At 64.7% G+C, this 23,493-nt stretch carries 23 protein-coding genes; 9 read left to right on the forward strand and 14 right to left on the reverse strand.

Features of this window, described 5'->3' with window-relative positions; genetic code table 11:
* The first annotated feature begins 12 nt into the window (after positions 1–12).
* The gene (locus HG421_RS13485) at positions 13–2,448 is read left to right on the forward strand and encodes a membrane-bound PQQ-dependent dehydrogenase, glucose/quinate/shikimate family (RefSeq protein ID WP_211161851.1); all 2,436 of its coding nucleotides are present in this window, start codon (positions 13–15) and stop codon (positions 2,446–2,448) included.
* Between the two features lie 377 nt (positions 2,449–2,825).
* The gene (locus HG421_RS13490) at positions 2,826–4,691 is read left to right on the forward strand and encodes a methyl-accepting chemotaxis protein (protein WP_169706810.1); all 1,866 of its coding nucleotides are present in this window, start codon (positions 2,826–2,828) and stop codon (positions 4,689–4,691) included.
* A 163-nt stretch (positions 4,692–4,854) separates the two neighbouring features.
* On the opposite strand, the gene HG421_RS13495 is transcribed toward HG421_RS13490, so the two are convergent.
* From HG421_RS13495 to rluD, 4 genes are read right to left on the reverse strand one after another with little or no spacing between them, the layout of a single operon-like run.
* Entirely contained in the window at positions 4,855–5,289 is a 435-nt protein-coding gene (locus tag HG421_RS13495; RefSeq protein WP_425533296.1) for a thiol-disulfide oxidoreductase DCC family protein, read from the reverse strand.
* On the reverse strand, positions 5,276–5,782 hold the full coding sequence (locus tag HG421_RS13500; RefSeq protein ID WP_169708194.1) for a DUF4166 domain-containing protein: 507 nt from the start codon (positions 5,780–5,782) through the stop codon (positions 5,276–5,278). The genes HG421_RS13495 and HG421_RS13500 overlap by 14 nt, the downstream gene beginning before the upstream one ends.
* Positions 5,783–5,802: 20 nt before the next feature.
* On the reverse strand, positions 5,803–6,618 hold the full coding sequence (pgeF, locus tag HG421_RS13505; RefSeq protein WP_169706811.1) for a peptidoglycan editing factor PgeF: 816 nt from the start codon (positions 6,616–6,618) through the stop codon (positions 5,803–5,805).
* A gap of 1 nt (position 6,619) precedes the next feature.
* On the reverse strand, positions 6,620–7,615 hold the full coding sequence (rluD, locus tag HG421_RS13510; RefSeq protein WP_169706812.1) for a 23S rRNA pseudouridine(1911/1915/1917) synthase RluD: 996 nt from the start codon (positions 7,613–7,615) through the stop codon (positions 6,620–6,622).
* Between the two features lie 120 nt (positions 7,616–7,735).
* Between rluD and HG421_RS13515 the strand changes: the two genes are divergently transcribed.
* Positions 7,736–8,617 (forward strand): outer membrane protein assembly factor BamD, encoded by an 882-nt coding sequence (locus tag HG421_RS13515; RefSeq protein WP_064511063.1) that lies wholly within the window; start codon positions 7,736–7,738, stop codon positions 8,615–8,617.
* A gap of 146 nt (positions 8,618–8,763) precedes the next feature.
* Here HG421_RS13515 and HG421_RS13520 read toward each other — a convergent pair whose 3' ends face one another.
* Together HG421_RS13520 and HG421_RS13525 are read right to left on the reverse strand one after the other, a co-directional pair.
* Positions 8,764–10,404 (reverse strand): NAD+ synthase, encoded by a 1,641-nt coding sequence (locus HG421_RS13520; RefSeq protein ID WP_169706813.1) that lies wholly within the window; start codon positions 10,402–10,404, stop codon positions 8,764–8,766.
* Between the two features lies 1 nt (position 10,405).
* Entirely contained in the window at positions 10,406–10,798 is a 393-nt protein-coding gene (locus HG421_RS13525) for an endonuclease domain-containing protein (protein WP_169708195.1), read from the reverse strand.
* 221 nt (positions 10,799–11,019) lie between these two features.
* Between HG421_RS13525 and HG421_RS13530 the strand changes: the two genes are divergently transcribed.
* Positions 11,020–11,223: a hypothetical protein gene (locus tag HG421_RS13530; protein WP_169706814.1), complete on the forward strand. Its 204-nt coding sequence runs from the start codon at positions 11,020–11,022 to the stop codon at positions 11,221–11,223.
* A gap of 70 nt (positions 11,224–11,293) precedes the next feature.
* Here HG421_RS13530 and sucD read toward each other — a convergent pair whose 3' ends face one another.
* Together sucD and sucC are read right to left on the reverse strand one after the other, a co-directional pair.
* Entirely contained in the window at positions 11,294–12,169 is an 876-nt protein-coding gene (gene sucD, locus HG421_RS13535) for a succinate--CoA ligase subunit alpha (protein WP_104539103.1), read from the reverse strand.
* A 24-nt stretch (positions 12,170–12,193) separates the two neighbouring features.
* On the reverse strand, positions 12,194–13,363 hold the full coding sequence (gene sucC / locus HG421_RS13540; RefSeq protein WP_005992833.1) for an ADP-forming succinate--CoA ligase subunit beta: 1,170 nt from the start codon (positions 13,361–13,363) through the stop codon (positions 12,194–12,196).
* A gap of 232 nt (positions 13,364–13,595) precedes the next feature.
* On the opposite strand from sucC, the gene HG421_RS13545 reads away from it, so the two are divergent.
* Positions 13,596–15,209, forward strand: coding sequence for a sensor histidine kinase (locus HG421_RS13545; RefSeq protein ID WP_169706815.1), 1,614 nt, complete (start codon positions 13,596–13,598; stop codon positions 15,207–15,209).
* Positions 15,210–15,524: 315 nt separating this feature from the next.
* Positions 15,525–16,919, forward strand: coding sequence for a sigma-54-dependent transcriptional regulator (locus HG421_RS13550; RefSeq protein ID WP_169706816.1), 1,395 nt, complete (start codon positions 15,525–15,527; stop codon positions 16,917–16,919).
* Between the two features lie 159 nt (positions 16,920–17,078).
* Here HG421_RS13550 and HG421_RS13555 read toward each other — a convergent pair whose 3' ends face one another.
* The 6 genes from HG421_RS13555 to HG421_RS13580 all read right to left on the reverse strand — a co-directional run bounded on the left by HG421_RS13555 (position 17,079) and on the right by HG421_RS13580 (position 20,361).
* Positions 17,079–17,267: a hypothetical protein gene (locus HG421_RS13555; RefSeq protein WP_169706817.1), complete on the reverse strand. Its 189-nt coding sequence runs from the start codon at positions 17,265–17,267 to the stop codon at positions 17,079–17,081.
* Between the two features lies 1 nt (position 17,268).
* Positions 17,269–17,388, reverse strand: a complete 120-nt coding sequence (locus HG421_RS13560) for a hypothetical protein (protein ID WP_029220459.1) — start codon at positions 17,386–17,388, stop codon at positions 17,269–17,271.
* Between the two features lie 68 nt (positions 17,389–17,456).
* Entirely contained in the window at positions 17,457–17,645 is a 189-nt protein-coding gene (locus HG421_RS13565; protein WP_169706818.1) for a hypothetical protein, read from the reverse strand.
* A gap of 1 nt (position 17,646) precedes the next feature.
* Positions 17,647–19,380 carry a type IV-A pilus assembly ATPase PilB gene (gene pilB / locus HG421_RS13570; protein WP_169706819.1) on the reverse strand — a complete coding sequence of 578 codons (1,734 nt, stop codon included), beginning with the start codon at positions 19,378–19,380 and terminating at the stop codon, positions 17,647–17,649.
* A 42-nt stretch (positions 19,381–19,422) separates the two neighbouring features.
* Positions 19,423–19,836, reverse strand: coding sequence for a pilin (locus HG421_RS21435; RefSeq protein WP_169706820.1), 414 nt, complete (start codon positions 19,834–19,836; stop codon positions 19,423–19,425).
* A gap of 99 nt (positions 19,837–19,935) precedes the next feature.
* Positions 19,936–20,361: a pilin gene (locus HG421_RS13580; RefSeq protein WP_169706821.1), complete on the reverse strand. Its 426-nt coding sequence runs from the start codon at positions 20,359–20,361 to the stop codon at positions 19,936–19,938.
* 358 nt (positions 20,362–20,719) lie between these two features.
* Between HG421_RS13580 and HG421_RS13585 the strand changes: the two genes are divergently transcribed.
* From HG421_RS13585 to coaE, 3 genes are read left to right on the forward strand one after another with little or no spacing between them, the layout of a single operon-like run.
* Entirely contained in the window at positions 20,720–21,979 is a 1,260-nt protein-coding gene (locus tag HG421_RS13585) for a type II secretion system F family protein (RefSeq protein ID WP_169706822.1), read from the forward strand.
* A gap of 6 nt (positions 21,980–21,985) precedes the next feature.
* A complete protein-coding gene (locus tag HG421_RS13590) occupies positions 21,986–22,849 on the forward strand; it encodes a prepilin peptidase (RefSeq protein ID WP_169706823.1) in 864 nt (287 codons plus the stop codon).
* A 13-nt stretch (positions 22,850–22,862) separates the two neighbouring features.
* Positions 22,863–23,471: a dephospho-CoA kinase gene (gene coaE / locus HG421_RS13595; protein ID WP_169706824.1), complete on the forward strand. Its 609-nt coding sequence runs from the start codon at positions 22,863–22,865 to the stop codon at positions 23,469–23,471.
* Positions 23,472–23,493: the final 22 nt, after the last annotated feature.

Below are 23,493 nucleotides of genomic sequence, written 5' to 3' on the forward strand. Positions count from 1 at the left end.
CTAGGCACCTGGTTGCTGGTGGCCTATGCCGTGGTGATCGCCGTGCTCGGTGCGGTGCTCGCCTACGAAGGCGGTCGCCTGGTGGCCGTCGGCGGTTCCTGGTACTACCTGCTGGCAGGTATCGCGTTGCTGCTGGCGGGCGTGCTGCTCGCGGCGGGCAAGCGCGCGGGCCTGTGGCTGTTCGGCGCCACCCTGGCCGCCACCATTGCCTGGGCGCTGTGGGAAGTGGGCCTGGATGGCTGGGGTCTGGTCCCGCGTCTGGCCTGGATCTCGGTGCTGGGCCTGGTGCTGCTGCCGTTCTGGAGCGTGGCGCGTCGGCGCATGCAGCCCCTGTCCGGTGCCGGCTATCTGGTGGTCGCCGGGGTGCTGCCGGTGCTGGGCGCAGCGCTGATCCTGTGGCCGTTGTTCGTGCCACGCAATGTCGAACTGGCGGATGCGTCCAAGCAGGCCGCCAATCCCGCTGCCTTCAGCCGCGCCACCGTGCCCAGCCCGGACGGCAACGTCGCGGCCAATCACGACGCCAGCAACTGGACCGCGTACGCCGGCTCCAACCTGTCCAACCACTACACCCCGGGCGCGCAGATCACCCCGGAGAACGTCAAGAACCTGAAGATCGCCTGGGAGTTCCACACCGGCGACCTGAAGCCGGCCGGCTCCAAGCTGGGCTACGCCTTCCAGAACACCCCGCTCAAGGTCGGCGACCTGCTCTACATCTGCACGCCCACCCAGAAAGTGATCGCGGTGGAAGCGGCCAATGGCAAGCAGCGTTGGCGCTTCGACCCGCAGACCAACCCCAAGGCGATGGCCGGCGTGGCCGCCACCACCTGCCGTGGCGTGTCGTACTACCAGGCACCGGAAGGCACCGCCGAGTGCCCGACCCGGATCTTCTGGCCGATGGTCGATGGCCGCCTCGGCGCGCTGGATGCGCAGACCGGCAAGCTGTGCACCAGCTTCGGCAACAACGGCTATGTGGACCTCAATGCCGGTACCGGCAACACCAAGCCGGGCTTTGTCGGCCCGACCTCGCCGCCGGTGGTGATGCGCGGCGTGGTGATCCAGCCCACCGGCCAGGTGCGCGACGGGCAGGAAGGCGATGCGCCGTCCGGCGTGGTGCGTGGCTTCGATGCGCTCACCGGCCAGCTGCGCTGGGCCTGGGACCTGGGCAACCCGGCGATCACCGCCGAACCGCCGGCCGGCCAGACCTATACCCGCTCCACCCCGAATGTGTGGTCGCTGATGGCCGCCGACGATGAGCTGGGCCTGGTCTACCTGCCCACCGGCAATGCCTCGGGCGACTTCTTCGGCAAGGGCCGTACCCCGCAGGACGAGGAATACACCGCCTCGCTGGTGGCCGTGGATGCGGCCACCGGCAAGGAGCGCTGGCACTTCCGTACCGTCAACCACGACCTGTGGGACTACGACATCGGCCCGCAGCCGAACCTGGTCGATTGGCCGGTGGCCGGCGGCGGCACCCGCTCTGCCGTGATCCAGCCCACCAAGTCCGGCCAGGTGTTCGTGCTGGACCGTGCCACCGGCGCGCCGTTGATGCCGGTCAAGCAGATCCCGGTGCCGCAGGGCACCGATCACGGCGACTGGACTGCGGCCACCCAGCCGGTCTCGCCGGGCATGCCCAATACCGTGGGCGCGCCGAGCCGCGAGGTGGAAACCATCATCGAATCCGACGCCTGGGGCATGACCCCGTTCGACCAGCTGGCCTGCCGCATCCGGTTCAAGCAACTGCGCTACGAAGGCATGTTCACCCCGCCCACCCTGCAAGGCTCGCTGGCCTTCACCGGCAACCATGGCGGCATCAACTGGGGCGGCGTCTCGGTCGATCTGCAGCGCGGCATCATGGTGATGAACAGCAATCGCCTGCCTTACACCTTGCAGGTCTATACCCGCGAAAAGATGAACGAGCTGGGCGTGGTGTCGGTGTTCGATGGCAAGAGCAAAACCCCCGGCTACATGGCGCAGAAGGGTCTGGCCTACGGTGCCCGCAAGGAGCCGTGGATGTCGCCGCTCAACACCCCGTGCGTCGCCCCGCCGTGGGGCTACATCGCCGACGTCGATCTGCGCACGCAGCAGGTGCTGTGGCGCCGTCCGCTGGGTACCGGTTACGACCAGGGCCCCATGGGCATTCCGTCCAAGACCAAGTTCGAGATCGGCACGCCCAACAACAGCGGCTCGCTGGCCACCGCCGGCGGCGTGACCTTCATCGGCGCGAGCCTGGACGATTTCATGCGCGGCTTCGACACCCGCACCGGCAAGCAGGTCTGGGAAACCCGCGTCCCTGCCGGCCCGCAGGCCGCACCAATGAGCTACACCATCGATGGCAAGCAATACATCGTGGCCGCCGTCGGAGGACACGACCGCATGGAAACCAAGTCGGGCGACAGCGTGATCGCCTGGACGTTGCCGGACGACGCCCAGGCGACGCCGGCGAAATAATCCTGCGCCTGCCAGTGAAGTAGCTGATCGAACCGGTCGTCGCGAGACGGCCGGTTTTTTTGTGTGCGGCACCGGGAATCGCTCGCGCGCGCAGCCAGCACGGCCACTGCACAGCGGTCGGGCTCGCTTTTCATCACATGATATTTACATTCTTTCCCCATTGGTCGATGGATCGCAGCCCTGGTCGACCGGCCACGGCGCCTGATGAAACCGCTTCCAAATCAAGTACATCGGCGCGTATGCAGGCCTTCCCGCCACGCGCCGACAAACGGTGCATTCACACCATCATGATTCGGGCTCGGCCGCCGATACCCCATGTGCAGCCACCTCCTGCCGCACACCGATCCCCCTTCCAGAACACCAGTTGGACTCAGCCTATGTCTTCACACGATGCCGCCCCCGTTTCCCGCCCAGCGCTGGGCGCAAACGTTGCGCGTAGCGCCTGGGCCGCATGGCTGCCCGCCGCCGCCCAGATCGGGCTGCTGGCCTTGCTGACGGTCTATGCCACCACGCTGGTGCCCGGCGGAGTTGTGGGCGCTTTCGCCAGCTTGTTCCCTGCGCTGCTGGTGCTGGGCGCGGCCAGCGCGGGCATCTGGTGGTGGACCCGTCGCCGTCACAGCGCACAGCTGCAGCAGGCGGTGACTGCCGTCACCGCGATCGGCGATGGCCGCTTCCAGCGTCTGGACCTGCGCACCGCAACCGGCGAACTCGCGCCACTGCTGCGTGCCTTGCAGGACACCCAGGACAAGCTGGCCATCCGCATCGATGTGATGGAACAGGGTCTGCGCCACGGGCAATTCGTGATCAAGGCGCTCGACGATCTGGACACCATGATCCGCATCGCCGACGACGACGGCCAGGTGCTGTTCGCCAACCGCAAGCTGCTGGCGATGCTCAAGCTGATCGAGCCGGATGTGCAGAGCTTCCGCCCCGGCTTCCACGCCGAAGGCTTCGTCGGCGGCAGCATCGGCGACATCTATCCCGACAGCCAGGCCGCGATCGACCGCATGCGCGCGTTGAACGCGTCCAAGGCGGTACGTGCGCCTTTCTTCGGCCGCCAGATCGACTTCGTCTACAGCCCGATCATCGCCGCCGACGGCACCAAGCTGGGCACCATCGCGCAGTGGGTGGATGTCACCGCCCAGGTCAACGCCGAGCAGGCGCTGATCCAGATCATCGACGCGGCGGCGATCGGCGATTTCAGCCGCCGTATGCAGCTCGATGGCATGGACGGCGTGCTGCTGTCGCTGGCGCAGGGCATCAACCGCATCTACGATTCGGTGGAAACGCATCTGGCCGCACTGGCGCGCGTGATCGGCGCGCTGGCCGAGGGCGACCTCACCCAGCGCGTGGACGGCGATGCGCACGGCATCTTCGCGCGACTGCGCGACGACACCAACCAGACCGTGGCCCGCCTGACCGAAATCATCGGCGGCATCCAGACCGCATCGGACACCATTCGCCAGGCCGCGGTGGAAATCGCCGCCGGCAATACCGACCTGTCCGAGCGCACCGAACAGCAGGCCGCCAACCTGGAAGAAACCGCCAGCTCCATGGAGGAACTGACCTCCACCGTAAAGCAGAACGCCGATAGCGCATTGCAGGCCAACCGCCTGGTGGTGGGCACCGGCGAAGTCGCGCAAAACGGCGGCCAGGTGATGGACGATGTGGTTGCCACCATGGGCCAGATCAGCACCGCCTCGCGCAAGATCGGCGAGATCATCGGCGTCATCGATGGCATCGCGTTCCAGACCAACATCCTGGCGCTCAACGCCGCGGTGGAAGCGGCGCGCGCCGGCGAACAGGGCCGCGGCTTTGCGGTGGTGGCCTCGGAAGTGCGCGCACTGGCGCGCCGCTCGGCCGACGCCGCCAAGGAGATCAAGACGCTGATCGCCGACTCCACCGACAAGGTCGAACTGGGCTCGGGCCTGGTGCATCGCGCCGGCGCGACCATGCGCGAGATCGTCGGCTCCGTGAAGCATGTCACCGACATCATGAGCGAGATCACCTCGGCCAGCGCCGAGCAATCCAGCGGCATCGAGCAGGTCAACCGTACCGTGGCGCAGCTGGACGAAGTCACCCAGCGCAATGCCGCGCTGGTGGAAGAAGCCACCGCCGCCGCACGCAGCCTGGAAGAACAGGCGGTGGAACTGGCCGATGCGGTGTCCATCTTCCGCCTGCAATCCGACGCCCGCCCCGGCCTCTCCACTGTCGTGCGCGCCAGCTTCCACAACGCGGCGTAGGCCCGGTAAATCGCGCGATCTGTAGGAGCGCACCGGGGCGCGACGGCGCTTTCCCGGTTAATGCCCGTCGCGCTCAGGCGCGCTCCTGCGAACAGCGCATCGGCGTGCCCGAGCGCGCTGTCCCGGCATCAGGACAGAAACGGCCCATCCATGCCGCCGTGCGTCAATCCAGAAAGCGCGCGTGTTGCTCGGGTGTGGGCAGCATGCAGTGGTCGCTGCGGCCGAACCAGCGATAGCGATTGCGTGCGATCAGGCGATACCCGATATCGCGCAAACCACGCGGTATCACGCGTAACACTGCCGCCAATCGCCACAGGCCGCCCAGTCCCGCCAGTACCCGCACGATGGCATCGCTGTCGGTCCATGCGCCGCTGTGGTCCACCAGCAGGAACGACAACGGGTCGTCCGGGTCCAGCCCATGCTGCTGCAACAGCGCGCGCCCGGCCTGGCCCTGCATCGCGGCAAAGCGATAACGCCCGCGTCGATCGTGGCGCAGCAGGAACGTGACCCAGCCATTGCACAGCAGGCACACCCCATCGAACACGATGGTGGCCGGCGCGGTGCGCATCTGCGCAGTGGACATGTCAGCGTGGCTCAAGCCATCCCTCGTAGCGAATGAACGGCCCCACCAGCGGCAGGTGCACGTCGACCAGAAACCCGTAGCGGCCGGCATCGGCATGCTCGCGGCAACGCACCTGTTCGAACCAGCGCGCGGGCAGTGGAATCCAGCCGAACGCCCACACGCGTGTGGCCTGCCAATACAGGGACTGGGCATCGGCACGCAACGCAAACTCGAACCGTACCGCGCCCAGGTGTTCGCGCAAGGCCGCTCCCTCGCGCCACAGCCGCGAATACATCGGCAGACCGGCAAAGCGCCGGTGCCAGCGCTCGCCCTGCGCATCGACCAGGAACTCCACTTCTACCGCCACAGCGCCGCTGCGCGGCAATCGGCTCAGCAGCGCCAGCAGGGGCACCAGCACATGCCGACCGCGCCGGATCTGCGCCTGCCCGGCAAAGGTCTGCCGCTGCTGTACCGAATGCAGCGCGCGCACCGGCGCCGGCAATTGCGCGAATGCCTGTTGCCCCAGCACCTGCGCGAACAAGGGCGTGCTCAGGGCGCGATCCACGCCAGCGTCGCCATGCGTCCGCTGCGGCGGTCGCGGCGATGCGAGAAAAAGCGCGCCGGGTCGGAAATGGTGCACAGGCCGCCGCCATGGATCGCATCGGCCCGCAGACCGGCACGCTGCAGGCGCAGCCGCGCCAATGCGTACAGATCCACGCGCCAATGTCCCGCTCGCGTGGCCGCGAATGCGTGCTGCGCCTGCATGTCTTCGTCGACGAAAGCGTCGAAGACGTCCTGGCCGATTTCATAGGCCTGCGGTCCCGCAGCCGGGCCCAGCCAAGCCATCAGCTGCGGCGCCGGTGTCTGCATCGCCGCCACGCTGCGCTCCAGCACGCCATCAGCCAGACCGCGCCAACCGGCATGTGCGGCCGCGATCTCGCTGCCATCGACCGCAGCGAGCACGACCGGCAGGCAATCGGCGGTGAGGATGGCCAGCACCCGCCCCGGCACGTCGGTCACGGCGGCGTCGGCGGTGGGCTCATGCGAGCCCGGCGCACCATCGCCCGCAGCGTCCGCCTGTACGCCGGCGCCTGCCGACAGCGCCTCAAGCCGCACGACATCCACCCCGTGTACCTGCCGCAGCCACTGCGGCGGGCCGGGCAAGGCCAGCGCCTGCATCAGCAACACGCGGTTACGCTCCACCCGTTCCGGCGTATCGCCCTCCGGGCTGCTGCGGTTGCCGAGGTTGAGTGTGTCGAACGGTGCCTGCGACACGCCCAGGCCATGCCGCAGCGTGGTCAGCGCCCGGATCCGCGGCGGCGCCGGCCAGTCCGCCAGCAGGATGAATGGAGCGGCCACACTCACCTCAGCGGCGCGCCAGTTCGGCCGCGCGTGCGCTGTCCTCGCGCAGCGCGGTCATCAGCCGCTGCAGATCGGCCGGCACCGGCGCGCTGGCACGCACCGGCTCGCCACTGACCGGATGCAGGAATTCCAGCGTCTCGGCGTGCAGCGCCTGGCGCTTGAAGGTACGCAGCTCATGCACCAGCGCGTCGGTGGCGCCCTTGGGCAGTTTGAGTGCGCCGCCGTACAAGGGGTCGCCGACGATCGGCGATTTCAGATGTGCCATATGCACGCGGATCTGATGGGTGCGCCCGGTTTCCAGCCGGCATTCCAGCGCGGTATGCGCGCGGAAACGCTCGCGCAGCCGGTAATGGGTGACCGCATCGCGGCCGTCGTCGCGCACCGCCATCTTCAGGCGGTCGCGCGGGTGGCGGTCGATCGGGGCGTTGGCGGTGCCGCCGGACACCAGCGCCCCGACCACCACCGCCAAATACTGGCGATGCACGTCGCGCGCGGACAGTTGCTCCACCAGCGCGGTCTGCGCCTGCACCGTGCGCGCAACCACCATCACCCCGCTGGTGTCCTTGTCCAGGCGATGCACCACGCCGGCGCGCGGCACCGCCGACAGCGCCGGGTCGCGGAACAGCAGCGCGTTGACCAGGGTGCCGTCTGGATTGCCAGCGCCTGGGTGCACCACCAGGCCGGCCGGCTTGTCGATCACCAGCACCTGCTCGTCTTCGTACAACACGTTCAGCGGGATGTCCTGCGGCGCGGCATGGGTCTGGGTTTCCAGCACCACCTGCAGCTGTACGCTCTCGCCGCCGCGCAAGGTGTCGCGCGGACGCGCCATGTCGCCGTCCAGCAGCGCGTCGCCGGACTTGATCCATTCGGCCAGCCGCGAGCGCGAGAATTCGGGGAACAGTTCGGCCAGCACCGCGTCGAAACGCCGTCCTGCAGCGCTGTCGGGCACGACTGCCTGACGGATGGACGGGTCGGTGGGGTCGGCAGAAGGGTCGGACATGGACACGGGTACTCGGGCAAAAACGGGAATTTGAGGGTCCGGGCAGCAGGAGTCAGTCGCCGGACAGGCCACTAGGCTATCATCGCCCTTTCGTTTTCCTGATGCGTCCTGCCCAGACCCATGATCCGACGGTCCACGTTTTCCGCGCCTGCGCGCCTGATTGCCCTCATGCTGGTCATGGCGTTCGTCGTCACCGGCTGCCACCGCGGCGCCAAGGACAAGAATCCCGACGAGGGCATGCCGGTCGAGCAGCTCTACGGCAAGGCCCATGAGCTGATGGAAAAAGGCAACTGGGCTGGCGCCGAAGCCAGCTTCAAGCGCCTGCAGGCCCAGTACCCGTACGGGCCGTACACCGAGCAGGCGATGATCGAAAGCGCCTACGCGCAGTACAAGGCCGGCAAGCACGACGACACCGTGTCCAGCGTCGACCGCTTCATCCGGACCTACCCGACCCATCGCAACATCGCCTACCTGTACTACCTGCGTGGGCTGGCCAACAGCAACCGCGACACGGTGTTCCTGCGCCGGGTGTGGTCGCTGGACCCGAGCCGCCGCGACCTGTCGTCGCCGCAGCAGGCCTACAACGACTTCAACACCGTCACCGACCGCTACCCGAACAGCCGCTACGCTGCCGATGCGCGCAAGCGGATGATCGAGCTGCGCGACATCTTCGCCCAGCACGAGCTGGACAACGCGCTGTACTACCTGCGCCGCAATGCCTGGGTGTCGGCGGCCGGCCGCGCCAACTACCTGCTGGAAACCTATCCGCAGAGCGCCTACCAGTACGACGCGGTGGCGGTGCTGGCCGAGGCCTACACACATCTGGGCAACAAGACCCTGGCCGCCGACGCGCGCCGCGTGCTCGAACTCAACAGCCCGCAGCACCCGTGGCTGAGCGGCAACTGGCCGAAGTACCCCTGGGCCATCCGCAAGCTCAATCCGTTTGCCGGCGAAAAGTCTGCCGCGACCGGACAACGCAATGCACAGATGAATCGCGACTGAGATCTTCGACGGTCGCATGAAGCACAACAAGGGGCCGCAAGGCCCCTTTGTTTATTGGGCAGGTCCTGCCGGCGTGAAGGAGGCCGCCGCCACGCGCGCGCCGGCAACCAGTTCTACGACATCGCTGCAACGGGGCATTGGGAGCGTTACTGCCCGCTATACCCATTGGTGATCGGGTAGCGCCGCTCGCGCCCGAACGCACGCCGCGACACCTTCGGCCCCGGCGCAGCCTGGTGACGCTTCCACTCGTTCAGCCGCACCAGGCGTAGCACGTGCTCCACCGTGTCGGCCGCGTACCCGGCAGCGACGATGTCGTCGCGCGACTGCTCTTGGTCGACATAGCGGTACAGGATGCCGTCGAGCACGTCGTAGGGCGGCAGCGAATCCTGGTCGGTCTGGTTGTCGCGCAGCTCGGCCGATGGCGGGCGCGAAATCACCGCCGGCGGAATCACCGGCGCGCCACCCACGGTGTTGCGCCACTTGGCCAGCCCGAACACTTCGGTCTTGTACAGATCCTTGAGCGGCGCATAGCCACCGCACATGTCGCCATAGATGGTGGCGTAGCCCACCGCGTATTCGCTCTTGTTGCCGGTGGTCAGCAACAGCCCGCCGAACTTGTTGGACAGCGCCATCAAGATCACGCCGCGGCTGCGCGACTGCAGGTTTTCCTCGGTGATGTCCGGCTGGGTGCCTTCGAACATCGGGCCCAGCGCAGCAAGCAGCCCTTCGAACACCGGCGCGATCGCGACGGTTTCCAGCTTCACCCCTAGTGCGCGGCACTGCTCATCGGCCAGATCGTTGGACAGGTTCGCCGTGTAGCGCGAGGGCAGCCGCACTGCAGTGACGTTCTCGGCGCCCAGCGCATCCACCGCCATCGCCAGCACCAGCGCCGAGTCGATCCCGCCCGACAGCCCCAGCCAGACCTTGCCGAAACCATTCTTGCGGCAATAGTCCTGCAGGCCGCGCACGACTGCACGCCAGGCCAGCGCATCCATGCTTTCGTCGCCATCGTCCACCCAGACCACCGGGGTGAAGCTGCGCTCGTCAGCGGCATAGTCCACCACCAGCCACTGGTCCACGAAGGCGGCAGCCGCCGGATGCACGGTGCCATTGCCGTCGGCCACCACCGAGGCGCCGTCGAACACCAGCGCATCCTGGCCACCCACCACATTGAGATAGGCGATCGCCGCCCCGCTTTCGCGGGTACGCTCGGCCAACAACGCATCGCGCTGGGCATGCTTGCCGCGCTCGTACGGCGAGGCATTGGGCACCAGCACCAGCTCGGCGCCGGCCTGCACCGTCTTGGCCAGCGGCTCGGCGAACCACAGGTCCTCGCAGATCACCACGCCCACCTGCACGCCCTTGACCGTGACCACGCAGTTGTCGCCATCCGGGTCCACGTCGAAATAGCGGCGCTCGTCGAAGACCGCGTAATTGGGCAGCTCACGCTTGCGGTAGGTCGCCTCGATCCGGCCGTCGCGCAGCACGCTGGCGGCGTTGTACACCACGCTGCCGGCGCTCTGCGGCCAACCCACCACCGCCACGATCCCGCGCGTGGCCGCCGCGATCCGCGCCAACGCCTGTTCGCAATGGGCCAGAAAACCCGGCCGCAGCAGCAGGTCTTCCGGCGGATAGCCACTGATCGCCAGCTCGGGAAACAGCACGATGTCGGCCTCGAACTCGTCGCGCGCAGCCGCGATGAAGGCGATGATGCGATCGGTGTTCTGGGCGACGGCGCCGACCGGGAAGTCGAACTGGGCCATGGCGATGCGCAGGGTCTGGGACATATCAACGGCCTTGTGCGTGTGTTTTCCGAAACACGGAAGCGGGGAGGGAGGAACGAGCCGCAAGCAAACCTCGCGCGATCATCTCGCAGACATCGTCGCCGCTGGCAAGCACTGCATTATTCCAGAAGCGCAGCACCTGGAAGCCCTCGCAGTGCAGGAAGGCATCGCGCGTGGCGTCCGCGCCAGGCAGCAGGTGCTGGCTCCCGTCGATTTCGACGATCAACGCCCGGGCGAGGCAGACGAAATCGACGATATAAGGCCCGATGGGAAACTGACGCCGGAACTTGAAGCCGAGCAGGCGTCGATCTCGCAACCGATACCAAAGCGCGCGCTCGGCTGCGGTCATCTCACGACGCAGGTGTCTGACGAATCCGGTCTTGGCGGCGTGACGCATGGACATTCCCGACAGCAGGATGGCCAATGTGACTTGTAGCGCCCGGGTGGCGCTATCGGTGTTGATGACGCGTTGGCGTCGGAGATCGCCGCGTGGAAGGCGCCCTCACCCCTACCCCTCTCCCGCAAGCGGGAGAGGGGATGTCGCCGCCAGCGAGGGGCGTGGGTATGAGCGTGGCATGCTCCGTAGATCAGGCAGGCAACGGTCAGCCTGACATTCTCGTGAACATGATCTCAGCAGAATCGTCGCTGTCGCTGTTGCTGTTGCCGTTGCCGTTGCCGTTGCTGTTGCTGTTGCTGTTGCTGTTGCTGTTGCTGTTGCCGTTGCCGTTGCTGTTGCCGTTGCCGTTGCCGTTGCCGTTGCCGTTGCTGTTGCCGTTGCTCCCTTCTCCCGCCTGCGGGAGAAGGTGCCCGAAGGGCGGATGAGGGCACCAACAAAAAAGGCCGCCCGAAGGCGGCCTCTCTGGACGCTTGCACGCTTGCGCGTGCGGCGTACTTACTTCACCAGCGCAGCAATCGCCGCACCCAGATCGCCCGGCGAACGGACGGTCTTGACGCCGGCCGCTTCCATCGCCGCGAACTTGCCTTCGGCGGTGCCCTTGCCGCCCGATGCGATCGCACCGGCGTGGCCCATGCGCTTGCCGGCCGGCGCCGAGGCGCCGGCGATGAAGCCGACCACCGGCTTCTTGACGTGGTTCTTGATGTACTCGGCACCGGCTTCCTCGGCGTCGCCGCCGATTTCACCGACCATGATGATGCCTTCGGTCTGCGGGTCTTCGTTGAACAGCTTGAGGCAGTCGACGAAGTTCAGGCCGTTGATCGGGTCGCCACCGATACCGATGCAGGTGCTCTGGCCCAGGCCCACTTCGGTGGTCTGCTTGACCGCTTCATAGGTCAGGGTGCCCGAACGCGACACGATGCCGATCTTGCCCGGCTTGTGGATGTGGCCCGGCATGATGCCGATCTTGCACTCGCCCGGGGTGATCACGCCGGGGCAGTTCGGCCCGATCAGCACGGTGTCCGGATGCGAGCGGGTCAGCACGTTCTTGACGCGCAGCATGTCCAGCACCGGGATGCCTTCGGTGATGCACACGATGACCTTGATGCCGGCCGCAGCCGCTTCCAGGATCGCATCGGCCGCGTACGGCGGCGGCACGTAGATCACCGACGCATCGGCGCCGGTGGCCTTCACGGCGTCGGCAACGGTGTTGAACACCGGCAGGTCGATATGGGTGGTGCCGCCCTTGCCGGGAGTCACGCCGCCGACGACCTGGGTGCCGTATTCGACCATCTGAGTGGCGTGGAAGGTGCCCTGCTGGCCGGTGAAGCCCTGCACGATCACCTTGGTGTTCTTGTTAATCAAAACGGACATGGATAGTTCCTTCGGTGTCGTGAATCAGGCGGCGTTCTTGACAGCTTCGACGACCTTCTTGGCACCGTCGTTGATGTTGTCGGCCGGGATGATGGCCATGCCGCTATCGCGCAGCAGCTGCTTGCCTTCTTCCACATTGGTGCCTTCCAGGCGTACCACGACCGGAACCTTGACGCCCACTTCCTTGACCGCGGCAATGATGCCTTCGGCAATCATGTCGCAGCGGACGATGCCGCCGAAGATGTTGACGAAGATGCCTTCGACCTTGTCCGAAGACAGGATCAGCTTGAACGCTTCGATGACGCGCTGCTTGTTCGCACCGCCGCCCACGTCCAGGAAGTTCGCCGGCTCGCCGCCATTGAGCTTGATGACGTCCATGGTGGCCATGGCCAGGCCTGCGCCGTTGACCATGCAACCGATGTTGCCGTCCATGGTGACGTAGTTGATGTCCAGCTCCGACGCGGTCACTTCGGTCTCGTCTTCCTGCGTCTTGTCGCGCATGGCGATCAGCTGCTTCTGACGGAATGCGGCGTTGTCATCGCTGTCGAACTTGCCGTCCAGCGCATACAGGTTGCCGTCGTCCAGGATCGCCAGCGGGTTGATTTCAACCAGCGCCAGGTCCTTTTCGTTGAACAGGCGGTACAGGTTCACCATGATGCTGGCGAACTGGCCGGCCTGCTTGGCATTGAGGCCCAGCTTGAAGCCGAAATCGCGGCCGTGGTAGCCCTGCACGCCTTCGACGAAATCGACGTTGAGCGCGTGGATCAGCTCCGGCGTTTCGGCCGCCACCTGCTCGATCTCCACACCACCCTCGGACGAGGCGATATAGGTGATGGTCTTGGTGCCGCGGTCGACCAGGATCGACAGGTACAGTTCCTTGACGATCTCGCCGGCGGTGGTCACCAGCACCAGGTTGATCGGCAGCTCGACGCCTGCGGTCTGGTAGGTCGACATCTTGGTGCCGAGCATCTTGGCCGCTGCGGCCTTCACATCGTCGGTGGTCTTGCAGAACTTGACGCCGCCAGCCTTACCGCGGCCGCCCGCGTGGATCTGCGCTTTCACCATCCAGGGGCCCTTGCCCAGGGAATTGGCGACTTCAACCGCTTCGTCCGGGGTCGCCGCGACCTTGCCGGCCGGAACGGGGATGCCGTACTCGGCAAGCAGCTGTTTTGACTGGTATTCGTGGAAATTCATGCGTCACCGTGGGAAAAGGAAACGACCGCTGCGTGCAACGCAGACCGCGGGGGCGGCACGTCATGGGACGCGAGCGGGCCGCCTATTGTGGCCGACCACGCCCTGCGGCGCAAAATTGGCCGGAATTGGTTGCCCCGTCGGCGCACTTGCGCATCGCGGCACACTGTGCACACGCACTGTGCACGGCACCGCACCTGCCTATACTCGCGGCTTGTTCCGGCGGGAAATCGGCTTGACATCCATCGCATCGCTCATTGCCCGGGTCCAGTCCGCGCCGCAGCGCGAGCTGTACTTCTTCTCGCTGTACCGGGTGCTGGTGGCGGGCCTGATTGCGGCCCTGGTGTTCAGCCCCTTGTCCGACGCCATTCCCGAGCCGCGCTACCCACGCCTGGCAGCGGCAGTGGCGATCGGCTATCTGTGCATGGCCATCCCGCTGCTGTTCTGGGGGCGCAGCGAGCGCCGGCTCACCGCCACCGTGCTGTGCGCGGTGGTCGCCGACATCCTGGCCGCAACCCTGGCCACGCATGCCCTGCCTGGCGCCAGCGCCGGCATCGCGATGATGCTGTTGTTCAACGTGGCGGCCGCCGCGACCCTGTTGCGGCTGCGCTACGGCATGAGCATCGCGCTGCTGGCCAGCGCCGCCATCGTGCTGGAGTACCTGTGGACCCTGCTGGAAGGCGGCGGCGCCACCCGGCCGGTGGCGGAGCTGGCGATGTTCGCCACCAGCTATATCGCGGTGGCCTTCATCTGCGAACAGATCGCCTCGCGCGCGCGGCGCAACCAGGTGCTGGCCGAAGAGCGCGGCGCACAGGTTGCCAACCTGTACGAGATCAACGAGCTGATCATCCGGCGCATGCGCACCGGCGTGCTGGTGGTGGATGCGCACAACCGCATTTCGCTGGCCAACGAGGCGGCCCTGGCCTTGCTGGGCGATGGCGACCAGCGCAATGCGCCGGTGGACCTGTCGCTGGTCGCGCTCACCCCGGAACTGGCGCGCCGGCTGCAGCGTTGGCGCAGTGGATGGCGCCAGGAAGAAGCCCCGCTGCAACTCGGTGCGGACCGCCCGGAAGTGCAGCCGCGCTTTGTGCGGCTGCTGGCCGACAGCGACCTGGTGCTGGTGTTCCTGGATGACGCCACCGTGGTCTCGCGCCGGGCCGAATCGCTGACCCTGTCGGCCATGGGCCGTTTCTCGGCCAGCCTGGCGCATGAAATCCGCAACCCGCTGGCCGCGATCAGCTACGCCTCGCAGTTGCTGGAAGAATCGCCGGACATCGGCGATGCCGACCGCCGCCTGCTGCAGATCATCAACCAACAGTGCCAGCGGACCAACGGCATCGTCGAAAGCGTGCTCGGGCTGGCTCGCCGCGAGCGCGCAAACCCCGAAAACCTGGATCTGGCCGCCTTCGTACGCCGTTTCGTGGTCGAGTATCGGCAGACCCTGTCGATGGAGACCGACATCCTGGAGGCCAGCATCCAGGGCAGCGCCGTCAATGCCCTGGTCGACCCAAAACACTTGCACCAGATCCTTACCGCGCTGGTCCACAATGCGCTGAAGTACGGCCGGGTGATGGACGAGCCGGCGCGGGTGAAGCTGCGGGTCGAGCGGCAGGACCGCATGGCCGTCATCGATGTGATCGACCGCGGCCCCGGCATCCCCGACACCGTTGCTGCGCAGCTGTTCCGCCCCTTCTACACCACCTCCGAACACGGCACCGGGCTCGGCCTGTACATCGCCCAGGAACTGTGCCGCGCCAACCAGGCACAACTGGAGTATGTGTCGGTTCCCGGCGGAGGCGCATGTTTCCGGATTTCGCTGCAGGGACCAAACGGCTTGCTTGGGAAATAAGCGCGCGGCCGCTGGCGCGGATCTGGAATTCGGTCCATCAGGTAGGCCGCACGACAGGATCGAACGCAGCACGTTGCGACAGCCGAACCTATACACGTCGCAGGACACGCAGTTTGCGCACACCTATAGATGTAAGCCTGTCGCAGGCAGAGACACGCGCACGCAGCACCTCTGCATGTCCTGTTTGCTCGCCGCAAACCGCCCTTGCAAACCGGTGGAAATCCGCATTGACGCACCTGCGCCGCGGGTGAACCGTTGGGCCTCGACCCAAACGGTAATTGTCGAGTGTCATCACGCTGGGCTATCGTGCGCAGCATGAACGAACCCAAAAGCGCCCTGGTTGTCGATGACGAGCGTGATATCCGCGAGTTGCTTGTTCTCACCCTGGGCCGCATGGGCCTGCGCATCAGCACCGCCGCCAACCTGGCCGAAGCGCGCGAGCTGCTGGCCAACAATCCCTACGATCTGTGCCTGACCGACATGCGCCTGCCCGATGGCAACGGCATCGAACTGGTCACCGAAATCGCCAGGCAATACCCGCAGACGCCGGTGGCGATGATTACCGCGTTCGGCAGCATGGACCTGGCGGTAGAGGCCCTGAAGGCTGGCGCTTTCGACTTCGTCAGCAAGCCGGTGGACATCGGCGTGCTGCGTGGCCTGGTCAAGCATGCGCTGGAATTGAACAACCGCGACCGCCCCGCCCCTCCGCCACCGCCGCCGGAACAGGCCAGCCGCCTGCTCGGCGATTCGATCGCGATGGAAGGCCTGCGCACCACCATCGGCAAGGTCGCGCGTAGCCAGGCACCGGTCTACATCGTGGGCGAATCCGGCGTGGGCAAGGAGCTGGTTGCGCGTACCATCCATGAGCAAGGCGCTCGCGCGGCCGGCCCCTTTGTGCCGGTCAACTGCGGCGCCATTCCTGCAGAGTTGATGGAGAGCGAGTTTTTTGGGCACAAGAAAGGCAGCTTCACCGGCGCGCATGCCGACAAGCCCGGCCTGTTCCAGGCCGCGCATGGCGGCACCCTGTTCCTGGACGAGGTCGCCGAACTGCCGCTGCAGATGCAGGTCAAGCTATTGCGCGCGATCCAGGAAAAATCGGTGCGCCCGGTCGGCGCCTCCGGCGAAACCCTGGTGGATGTGCGCATCCTGTCGGCCACCCACAAGGACCTGGGCGACCTGGTCTCCGATGGCCGTTTTCGGCACGACCTGTACTACCGCATCAACGTGATCGAGCTGCGCGTGCCGCCACTGCGCGAACGCGGCGGCGACCTGCCGCAGCTGGCCGCCGCCATCATCGCGCGGCTGGCGCATAGCCACGGCCGCCCGATCCCCTTACTCACGCCCTCCGCACTCGATGCGCTGGACCAGTACGGCTTCCCGGGCAACGTGCGCGAGCTGGAAAACATCCTTGAACGCGCCCTGGCCCTGGCCGAGGACGACCAGATCAGTGCCGGCGACCTGCGCCTGCCCACGCACGGCGGTCAACGTACGGCAGCAAGCCCCGGCGCCGGCGCGGCCGAACTGCGCGAAGCCGTGGTCGATATCGATCCCGCCTCCGCCGCCCTGCCCTCCTACATCGAACAACTGGAACGCGCCGCGATCCAGAAAGCGCTGGAGGAGAATCGCTGGAACAAGACCAGGACCGCCGCCCAGCTGGGTATCACGTTTCGGGCGTTGCGCTACAAGCTGAAGAAGCTGGGGATGGAGTAGAGGGACCAGGACTCGGATTCTGACACCGGTCCGGGATTGAAGCTCGAGGGGATTGGGAAGCCAAGCGCGGATCAGCGCAGTGCAAGGACAATACGACGCCTAGACAACTCCCTTCTCCCGCCCGCGGGAGAAGGTGCCAGAAGGGCGGATGAAGGCACTTTAGTCCTTGGTCACCCGATTGATCTCGGCCAGGCTAGTCACCCCGTGCGCAGCCTTCATCAACGCCGACTGACGCAAATCGCGGATACCGATCTTCTGCGCCGCCTCGGCGATCTGCGTCGCATTGCCACCGTCCTCTTCCTTCTCCCGCCTGCGGGAGAAGGTGCCCGAAGGGCGGATGAGGGGCACTTTAGTCCTTGGTCACCCGATTGATCTCGGCCAGGCTAGTCACCCCATGCGCAGCCTTCATCAACGCCGACTGCCGCAAATCGCGGATGCCGATCTTCTGCGCCGCCTCGGCGATCTGCATCGCATTGCCGTCGTCTTCTTCCTTCTCCCGCCCGCGGGAGAAGGTGCCCGAAGGGCGGATGAGGGCGCCTAATCCTTGGTCACCCGATTGATCTCGGCCAAGCTAGTCACCCCATGCGCAGCCTTCATCAGCGCCGACTGACGCAGATCGCGGATGCCGATCTTCTGCGCCGCCTCGGCGATCTGCATTGCATTGCCGTCGTCTTCTTCCTTCTCCCGCCTGCGGGAGAAGGTGCCCGAAGGGCGGATGAGGGGCACTTTAGTCCTTGGTCACACGATTGATCTCGGCCAGGCTAGTCACCCCATGCGCAGCCTTCATCAGCGCCGACTGACGCAAGTCGCGGATGCCGATCTTCTGCGCCGCCTCGGCGATCTGCATCGCATTGCCGCCTTCCAGCACGATCGCACCGATTTCGTCGGTCATCGGCATCACCTGGTAGATACCGGTACGGCCCTTGTAGCCTTCGGTGCACTCGTCGCAACCGACAGCTTCATAGAGCTCGATGTTCGCAACTTGCTCTGGCGTGAACCCTTCCGCCAGCAGCGCATGCTCCGGCAAGGTCGACTTACGCTTGCAGTTGTTGCACAACCGCCGCGCCAGCCGCTGCGCGATGACCAGGGTCACCGACGAGGTGATGTTGTACGGCGCGATACCCATGTTCATCAAACGCGCGATGGTCTGCGGGGCGTCATTGGTGTGCAGTGTCGACAGCACCATATGGCCGGTCTGCGCCGCCTTGATCGCGATCTCGGCGGTCTCCAGGTCGCGGATTTCGCCGACCATGATGATGTCGGGGTCCTGGCGCAGAAACGAACGCAAGGCCGCGGCGAAGGTCATGCCGCGCTTGTTGTTCTGCTGAACCTGATTGACGCCGGGCAAGCGAATTTCGACCGGATCCTCAGCCGTGGAGATATTGCGCGTCTCGTCGTTGAGAATACCCAGCGCCGTGTACAGCGACACCGTCTTACCCGAGCCAGTCGGCCCGGTAACCAGCACCATCCCGTAAGGCTTGTGGATCGCATCCAGGAACAACTTCTGCTGGTCCGCCTCATAACCAAGCTTGTCGATACCCAGCTTGGCAGCACTGCCATCCAGAATACGCAGCACCACCTTCTCGCCGAACAGGGTCGGCAAGGTACTGACACGGAAGTCGATCTGCTTGGTCTTGGACAGGTTGAGCTTGATGCGTCCGTCTTGCGGCACCCGCTTTTCGGCGATATCCAGCTGCGACATCACCTTCAAACGTGCCGCGATGCGCTGATTCAGCTTCACCGGCGCCTTGGCCACGTTCTTGAGCAGTCCATCGATGCGCAAGCGCACCCGATAGTCGTCTTCATAAGGTTCGAAATGGATGTCGGAGGCTCCCCGCCTGATCGCATCCACCAGCACCTTGTTGACGAACTTCACCACCGGCGTGTCATCACCCTTGGCATCGACCCCGGAATCCCCGCCGGCGCCCATGTCCTCGTCCCCGGCCGACACGTCCAGGTTGTCCATGCCCTCATCATCGTCACCGAGCGACGACCCAAGCGACGCATTGCTCGCCTGCCACTGCTCAAGCGTGCGACGGATCTGATCCTCGTCGACCAAAATTGGCTCGACCACCAGATTCGTATGGAACTTGATGTCATCCAGCGCCCGGGTCTGGGTCGGGTTGCTTACTCCCACGAACAACCGGTTGCCGCGCTTGAACAGCGGCAGCACCTGGTGCTTCTGGAGCAACTCCTCACTGACCAGCTTGACCGCGTTCTGGTTGGCGTCGAATACCGACACATCCATCAAGGGCATGCCGAACTCGACTGCGTTGGCGGCAGCAAGTTGAGACGCTGAAACCAGCTTTTTCTCGGAGAACCATTGTGGCAGCGGAGTTTTCGCCGCCGCAGCTTGATCCATGGCAACACGGGCGCTGGCTTCATCCAACGCTCCATCTTGCACCAAGCGGCGTGCGATACCTGTAATTCCAACCAGATTAAAATTGCTCGCGGCATTCATAAAGGCACCCCTCCACAAACGAAAATAGATTGTCCAAGCGCTTCAATTCCTGCAATCGGGAGGCAAGTACTTTGCCATTCCGGAAACTCGCCGACACGTCCACACCACTGGCTGCTCCGAATTGTAGGTAGGCGAAAGGGACAATGTCACAGCGCCCGCCACGTCGGTGGTCACCACCGTCAGGATACCGGAGCCTTGACAGCTGAAAGAGGCGACGTTTTTCGTAGCAGAAGGAAGCCCATCCACGCCGCGGCACGCCGCGGATGTCAAAGCATTTTCATTGTTTATATTTTGCGTTACCGCCGCCTTCGCGGAGTCGGCAAGAACAATCGCCTCGGAGACGCGGGCTTTTATGGCGTAGCTCTGGTACGCCGGCAGGGCAATTGCGGACAATATGCCTACAATGGCCACCACGATCATCAGTTCAAGCAAAGTAAAACCGTTTGCTCGATTCATGACTCCTCCAGTATCGCGCCTGCCGTCTCCACTTGGACCTTACACGAAGAGGCCCCGCATTGCGGGGCCTCTAGACAGCCAGGCAGACTAACTCAACAGTTAGCGGCACTCAGCCGGGTAATACTTGGACTGGCTGCCGCTGCCGACGCAGCGCCAAGTGGTGCCCACTGCGGAGTTGGCGGCGCCCACGGTCGGGGTGTAGGTGAGGATCGTGCCCTTGGTGCGGGTAGCGTCGCCGGTCACGATGATTGCACCAGTAGCAGCAGTACAGCTGATCGAAGCCATGTTGGTCGTCGCGGCAGTGGCACCAACGCCGGTGCACGCGTCGGCCGGCAAAGCACCGCCATTATTGGCGATGTTTTCCGCTACGGTGGTCTTGAACGAGCTAGCCATCACGGACAGTTCTGAAACACGCGAACGGATGGTGTAGTCCTGGTAGGCCGGCAGCGCGATGGCGGCCAGAATTGCAATGATCGCCACGACGATCATCAGTTCTATCAAGGTAAAGCCTTGCTGCTTCTTCATTGTGCATCCCCGTTGGAAAATTGAGTGTCGATGTAAAAAGGCTTACAACCATTAGTGCTGACCAGGGCGCATCAATTTCAATCCGCCTTGCGTAGCAGAGCAAAGCAGGTTGCGTGCCAACTTATCCATTGCAAGCCAATGGTGCCCCCGCAATCCATTCTGGCAGACTCGGTGGTGATTGAAAGCTCCAATTTGCACAAATGAGAACCGGCTTGCGATGTGACGCAGGCCGTCACTTTCCGTCAAGGACCGCGCCCTCCACGGGCACCTTGCCGGCTTTTGCGCAGGGTGTCGAAGTCCTCCAAACACGCTACCATGCGCAGAGCTCAGGCCTGGGGATGGCCTATGGGGAGGTTTTATGTCAGTTGCGCGCAGCACTCTTAAGAAGCAGGCGGTCGACCGCACCACCACGCAACCGCAGACGTTCCTGTGGGAGGGAACGGACAAGCGCGGCGTGAAGATGAAAGGTGAACAAGCGTCGCGCAATATGAACATGTTGCGGGCCGAATTGCGGCGCCAGGGCATCAACCCCAGTTCCGTCAAACCCAAGCCTAAGCCGCTGTTCGGGGCCGCTGGCAAGAAGATTACCTCCAAGGACATTGCCTTCTTCAGTCGGCAGATGGCTACTATGATGAAGTCAGGGGTTCCAATTGTTGGCTCTCTCGAGATCATCGGAGAAGGCCACAAGAATCCGCGAATGAGGCAAATGGTCGGGCAGGTCCGCACCGACATCGAGGGTGGCTCGTCACTCAACGAGGCAATTAGCAAGCATCCCGTACAGTTTGACGAACTCTACCGAAACCTTGTGCGGGCGGGAGAAGGTGCAGGCGTCCTGGAAACGGTGCTGGATACGGTCGCCACTTATAAGGAAAATATTGAGGCGCTGAAGGGCAAGATCAAGAAGGCGCTTTTTTACCCAGCAATGGTGGTTGCGGTGGCCCTCATCGTTAGTGCCATCCTGCTTATCTTCGTAGTCCCGCAGTTCGAAGAAGTGTTCAAGGGCTTTGGCGCTGAACTTCCCGCCTTTACGCAGATGATCGTCGCGGCGTCGCGCTTCATGATCAGTTATTGGTGGCTACTGTTGCTCATCGTGGGCGGCACGATCACCGGTTTTGTGTTTGCCTACAAGCGCTCACCGCGCATGCAGCATGGGATGGATCGCCTCATCTTGAAGGTGCCTGTCATTGGTCAAATTATGCACAACAGTTCGATTGCGCGATTTGCGCGCACCACTGCCGTGACCTTTAAGGCCGGCGTTCCCCTGGTGGAGGCACTTGGGATCGTCGCTGGCGCCACCGGCAACAAGGTCTACGAGGAAGCGGTGCTGCGCATGCGCGACGACGTCTCGGTCGGCTATCCCGTCAATATGGCGATGAAGCAGGTGAACCTGTTCCCGCATATGGTGATCCAGATGACCGCCATCGGTGAAGAGGCGGGCGCGCTGGACGCGATGCTGTTCAAGGTTGCGGAATACTTCGAACAAGAAGTCAACAATGCCGTGGATGCGCTCAGCAGCTTGCTCGAACCAATGATCATGGTCTTCATCGGTACGATCGTCGGCGGCATGGTCATCGGCATGTATCTTCCGATCTTCAAACTCGGCGCAGTGGTTGGATAAGACGTAATGGCATTTCTCGACCAGCATCCCGGTCTCGGCTTCCCTGCCGCGGCCGGACTGGGACTGCTGATCGGCAGCTTCCTGAACGTGGTGATCCTGCGCTTGCCCAAGCGCATGGAGTGGCAGTGGCGGCGCGACGCGCGCGAGATTTTGGAGTTGCCCGATATCTACGAGCCGCCGCCGCCGGGGATCGTGGTGGAGCCCTCGCACGATCCGGTGACCGGCGACAAGCTCAAGTGGTGGGAGAACATCCCGGTCCTGAGTTGGGTGATGCTGCGCGGCAAGTCGCGCTACAGCGGCAAGCCGATCTCGATCCAGTATCCATTGGTGGAGCTGCTCACGGCCTTCTTGTGCGTGGCTAGCGTATGGCGGTTCGGCTTCGGTTGGCAGGGCTTCGGCGCCATCGTGCTGAGCTGCTTCCTAGTGGCGATGTCAGGCATCGATCTGCGCCACAAGCTATTGCCGGATCAGCTCACCCTGCCACTGATGTGGTTGGGTCTAGTCGGCTCGATGGACAACCTCTACATGCCGGCCAAGCCCGCCCTGCTGGGTGCGGCGGTGGGCTATGTCTCGCTATGGACGGTGTGGTGGCTGTTCAGGCAGCTCACCGGCAAGGAAGGTATGGGCCACGGCGACTTCAAGCTGCTGGCCGCGCTCGGCGCCTGGTGCGGGCTGAAAGGCATCTTGCCGATCATCCTGATCTCCTCGCTGGTCGGTGCCATCCTGGGCTCGGCCTGGCTGGTGGCCAAGGGCCGCGACCGCGCCACCCCGATTCCGTTCGGCCCCTATCTGGCCATCGCGGGCTGGGTAGTGTTCTTCTGGGGCAACGACCTGGTGGATGGCTACCTGCACTTCGCAGGCCTGCGTTGACCGGGGCGCGGCGATGAGCGACTTCATCGTCGGCCTTACCGGCGGCATCGCCTCCGGCAAGAGCGCACTGGCCGCCGAGTTTGAGAAGCTGGGCGTGCCGGTCATCGATGCAGATGTCGTTGCGCGGCAGGTCGTAGAGCCGGGCCCGATTCTTGATGCCATCGCCGATTGCTTCGGGCGTGCCATCCTGTTGCCGGATGGCACGCTAGATCGACAGGCTTTGCGCCAAATTGTCTTTGCCGATCCAAGTCAACGGAAGGCGCTGGAAGCCATCACCCACCCCGCCATCCGCAGCGAACTGCAGCGTGCAGCGCTGGCGGCCCAGGCCCCGTACGCCATCGTTGCAATCCCCTTGCTCGCCGAGGCCGGGGGACGTGTGGCCTACCCATGGCTCGACCGCATCGTCGTCGTCGACGTGCCAGTCACCTTGCAACACGAGCGTCTGGTGCAGCGCGATGGCGCTACGGTTGAGCTAGCCGATCGCATGATTGCTGCACAAGCGACGCGCGAGCAACGACTGGCCATCGCCGATGACGTAATCCGCAATGACGGTGAACCGGAGCAGTTGACGCAGGCGGCACGCAGATTGGACGCGGACTATCTAGCACGGGCCAACCGCTAGGCCACCAGGCATCGGAAGTCAG

The sequence above is a fragment of the Xanthomonas campestris pv. badrii genome (assembly GCF_012848175.1).
Taxonomy (GTDB): domain Bacteria; phylum Pseudomonadota; class Gammaproteobacteria; order Xanthomonadales; family Xanthomonadaceae; genus Xanthomonas; species Xanthomonas campestris_C.

What these genes read in the sequence shown, in the direction of transcription:
- HG421_RS13490 (WP_169706810.1), top strand. Translation starts at nt 2,826, where the DNA reads ATGTCTTCACACGATGCCGCCCCCGTTTCCCGCCCAGCGCTGGGCGCA.
- rluD (WP_169706812.1), bottom strand. Translation starts at nt 7,615, where the DNA reads ATGTCCGACCCTTCTGCCGACCCCACCGACCCGTCCATCCGTCAGGCA.
- HG421_RS13515 (WP_064511063.1), top strand. Translation starts at nt 7,736, where the DNA reads ATGATCCGACGGTCCACGTTTTCCGCGCCTGCGCGCCTGATTGCCCTC.
- HG421_RS13520 (WP_169706813.1), bottom strand. Translation starts at nt 10,404, where the DNA reads ATGTCCCAGACCCTGCGCATCGCCATGGCCCAGTTCGACTTCCCGGTC.
- HG421_RS13525 (WP_169708195.1), bottom strand. Translation starts at nt 10,798, where the DNA reads ATGCGTCACGCCGCCAAGACCGGATTCGTCAGACACCTGCGTCGTGAG.
- sucD (WP_104539103.1), bottom strand. Translation starts at nt 12,169, where the DNA reads ATGTCCGTTTTGATTAACAAGAACACCAAGGTGATCGTGCAGGGCTTC.
- sucC (WP_005992833.1), bottom strand. Translation starts at nt 13,363, where the DNA reads ATGAATTTCCACGAATACCAGTCAAAACAGCTGCTTGCCGAGTACGGC.
- HG421_RS13550 (WP_169706816.1), top strand. Translation starts at nt 15,525, where the DNA reads ATGAACGAACCCAAAAGCGCCCTGGTTGTCGATGACGAGCGTGATATC.
- HG421_RS13560 (WP_029220459.1), bottom strand. Translation starts at nt 17,388, where the DNA reads ATGCAGATCGCCGAGGCGGCGCAGAAGATCGGCATCCGCGATTTGCGG.
- pilB (WP_169706819.1), bottom strand. Translation starts at nt 19,380, where the DNA reads ATGAATGCCGCGAGCAATTTTAATCTGGTTGGAATTACAGGTATCGCA.
- HG421_RS21435 (WP_169706820.1), bottom strand. Translation starts at nt 19,836, where the DNA reads ATGAATCGAGCAAACGGTTTTACTTTGCTTGAACTGATGATCGTGGTG.
- HG421_RS13580 (WP_169706821.1), bottom strand. Translation starts at nt 20,361, where the DNA reads ATGAAGAAGCAGCAAGGCTTTACCTTGATAGAACTGATGATCGTCGTG.
- HG421_RS13585 (WP_169706822.1), top strand. Translation starts at nt 20,720, where the DNA reads ATGTCAGTTGCGCGCAGCACTCTTAAGAAGCAGGCGGTCGACCGCACC.
- HG421_RS13590 (WP_169706823.1), top strand. Translation starts at nt 21,986, where the DNA reads ATGGCATTTCTCGACCAGCATCCCGGTCTCGGCTTCCCTGCCGCGGCC.
- coaE (WP_169706824.1), top strand. Translation starts at nt 22,863, where the DNA reads ATGAGCGACTTCATCGTCGGCCTTACCGGCGGCATCGCCTCCGGCAAG.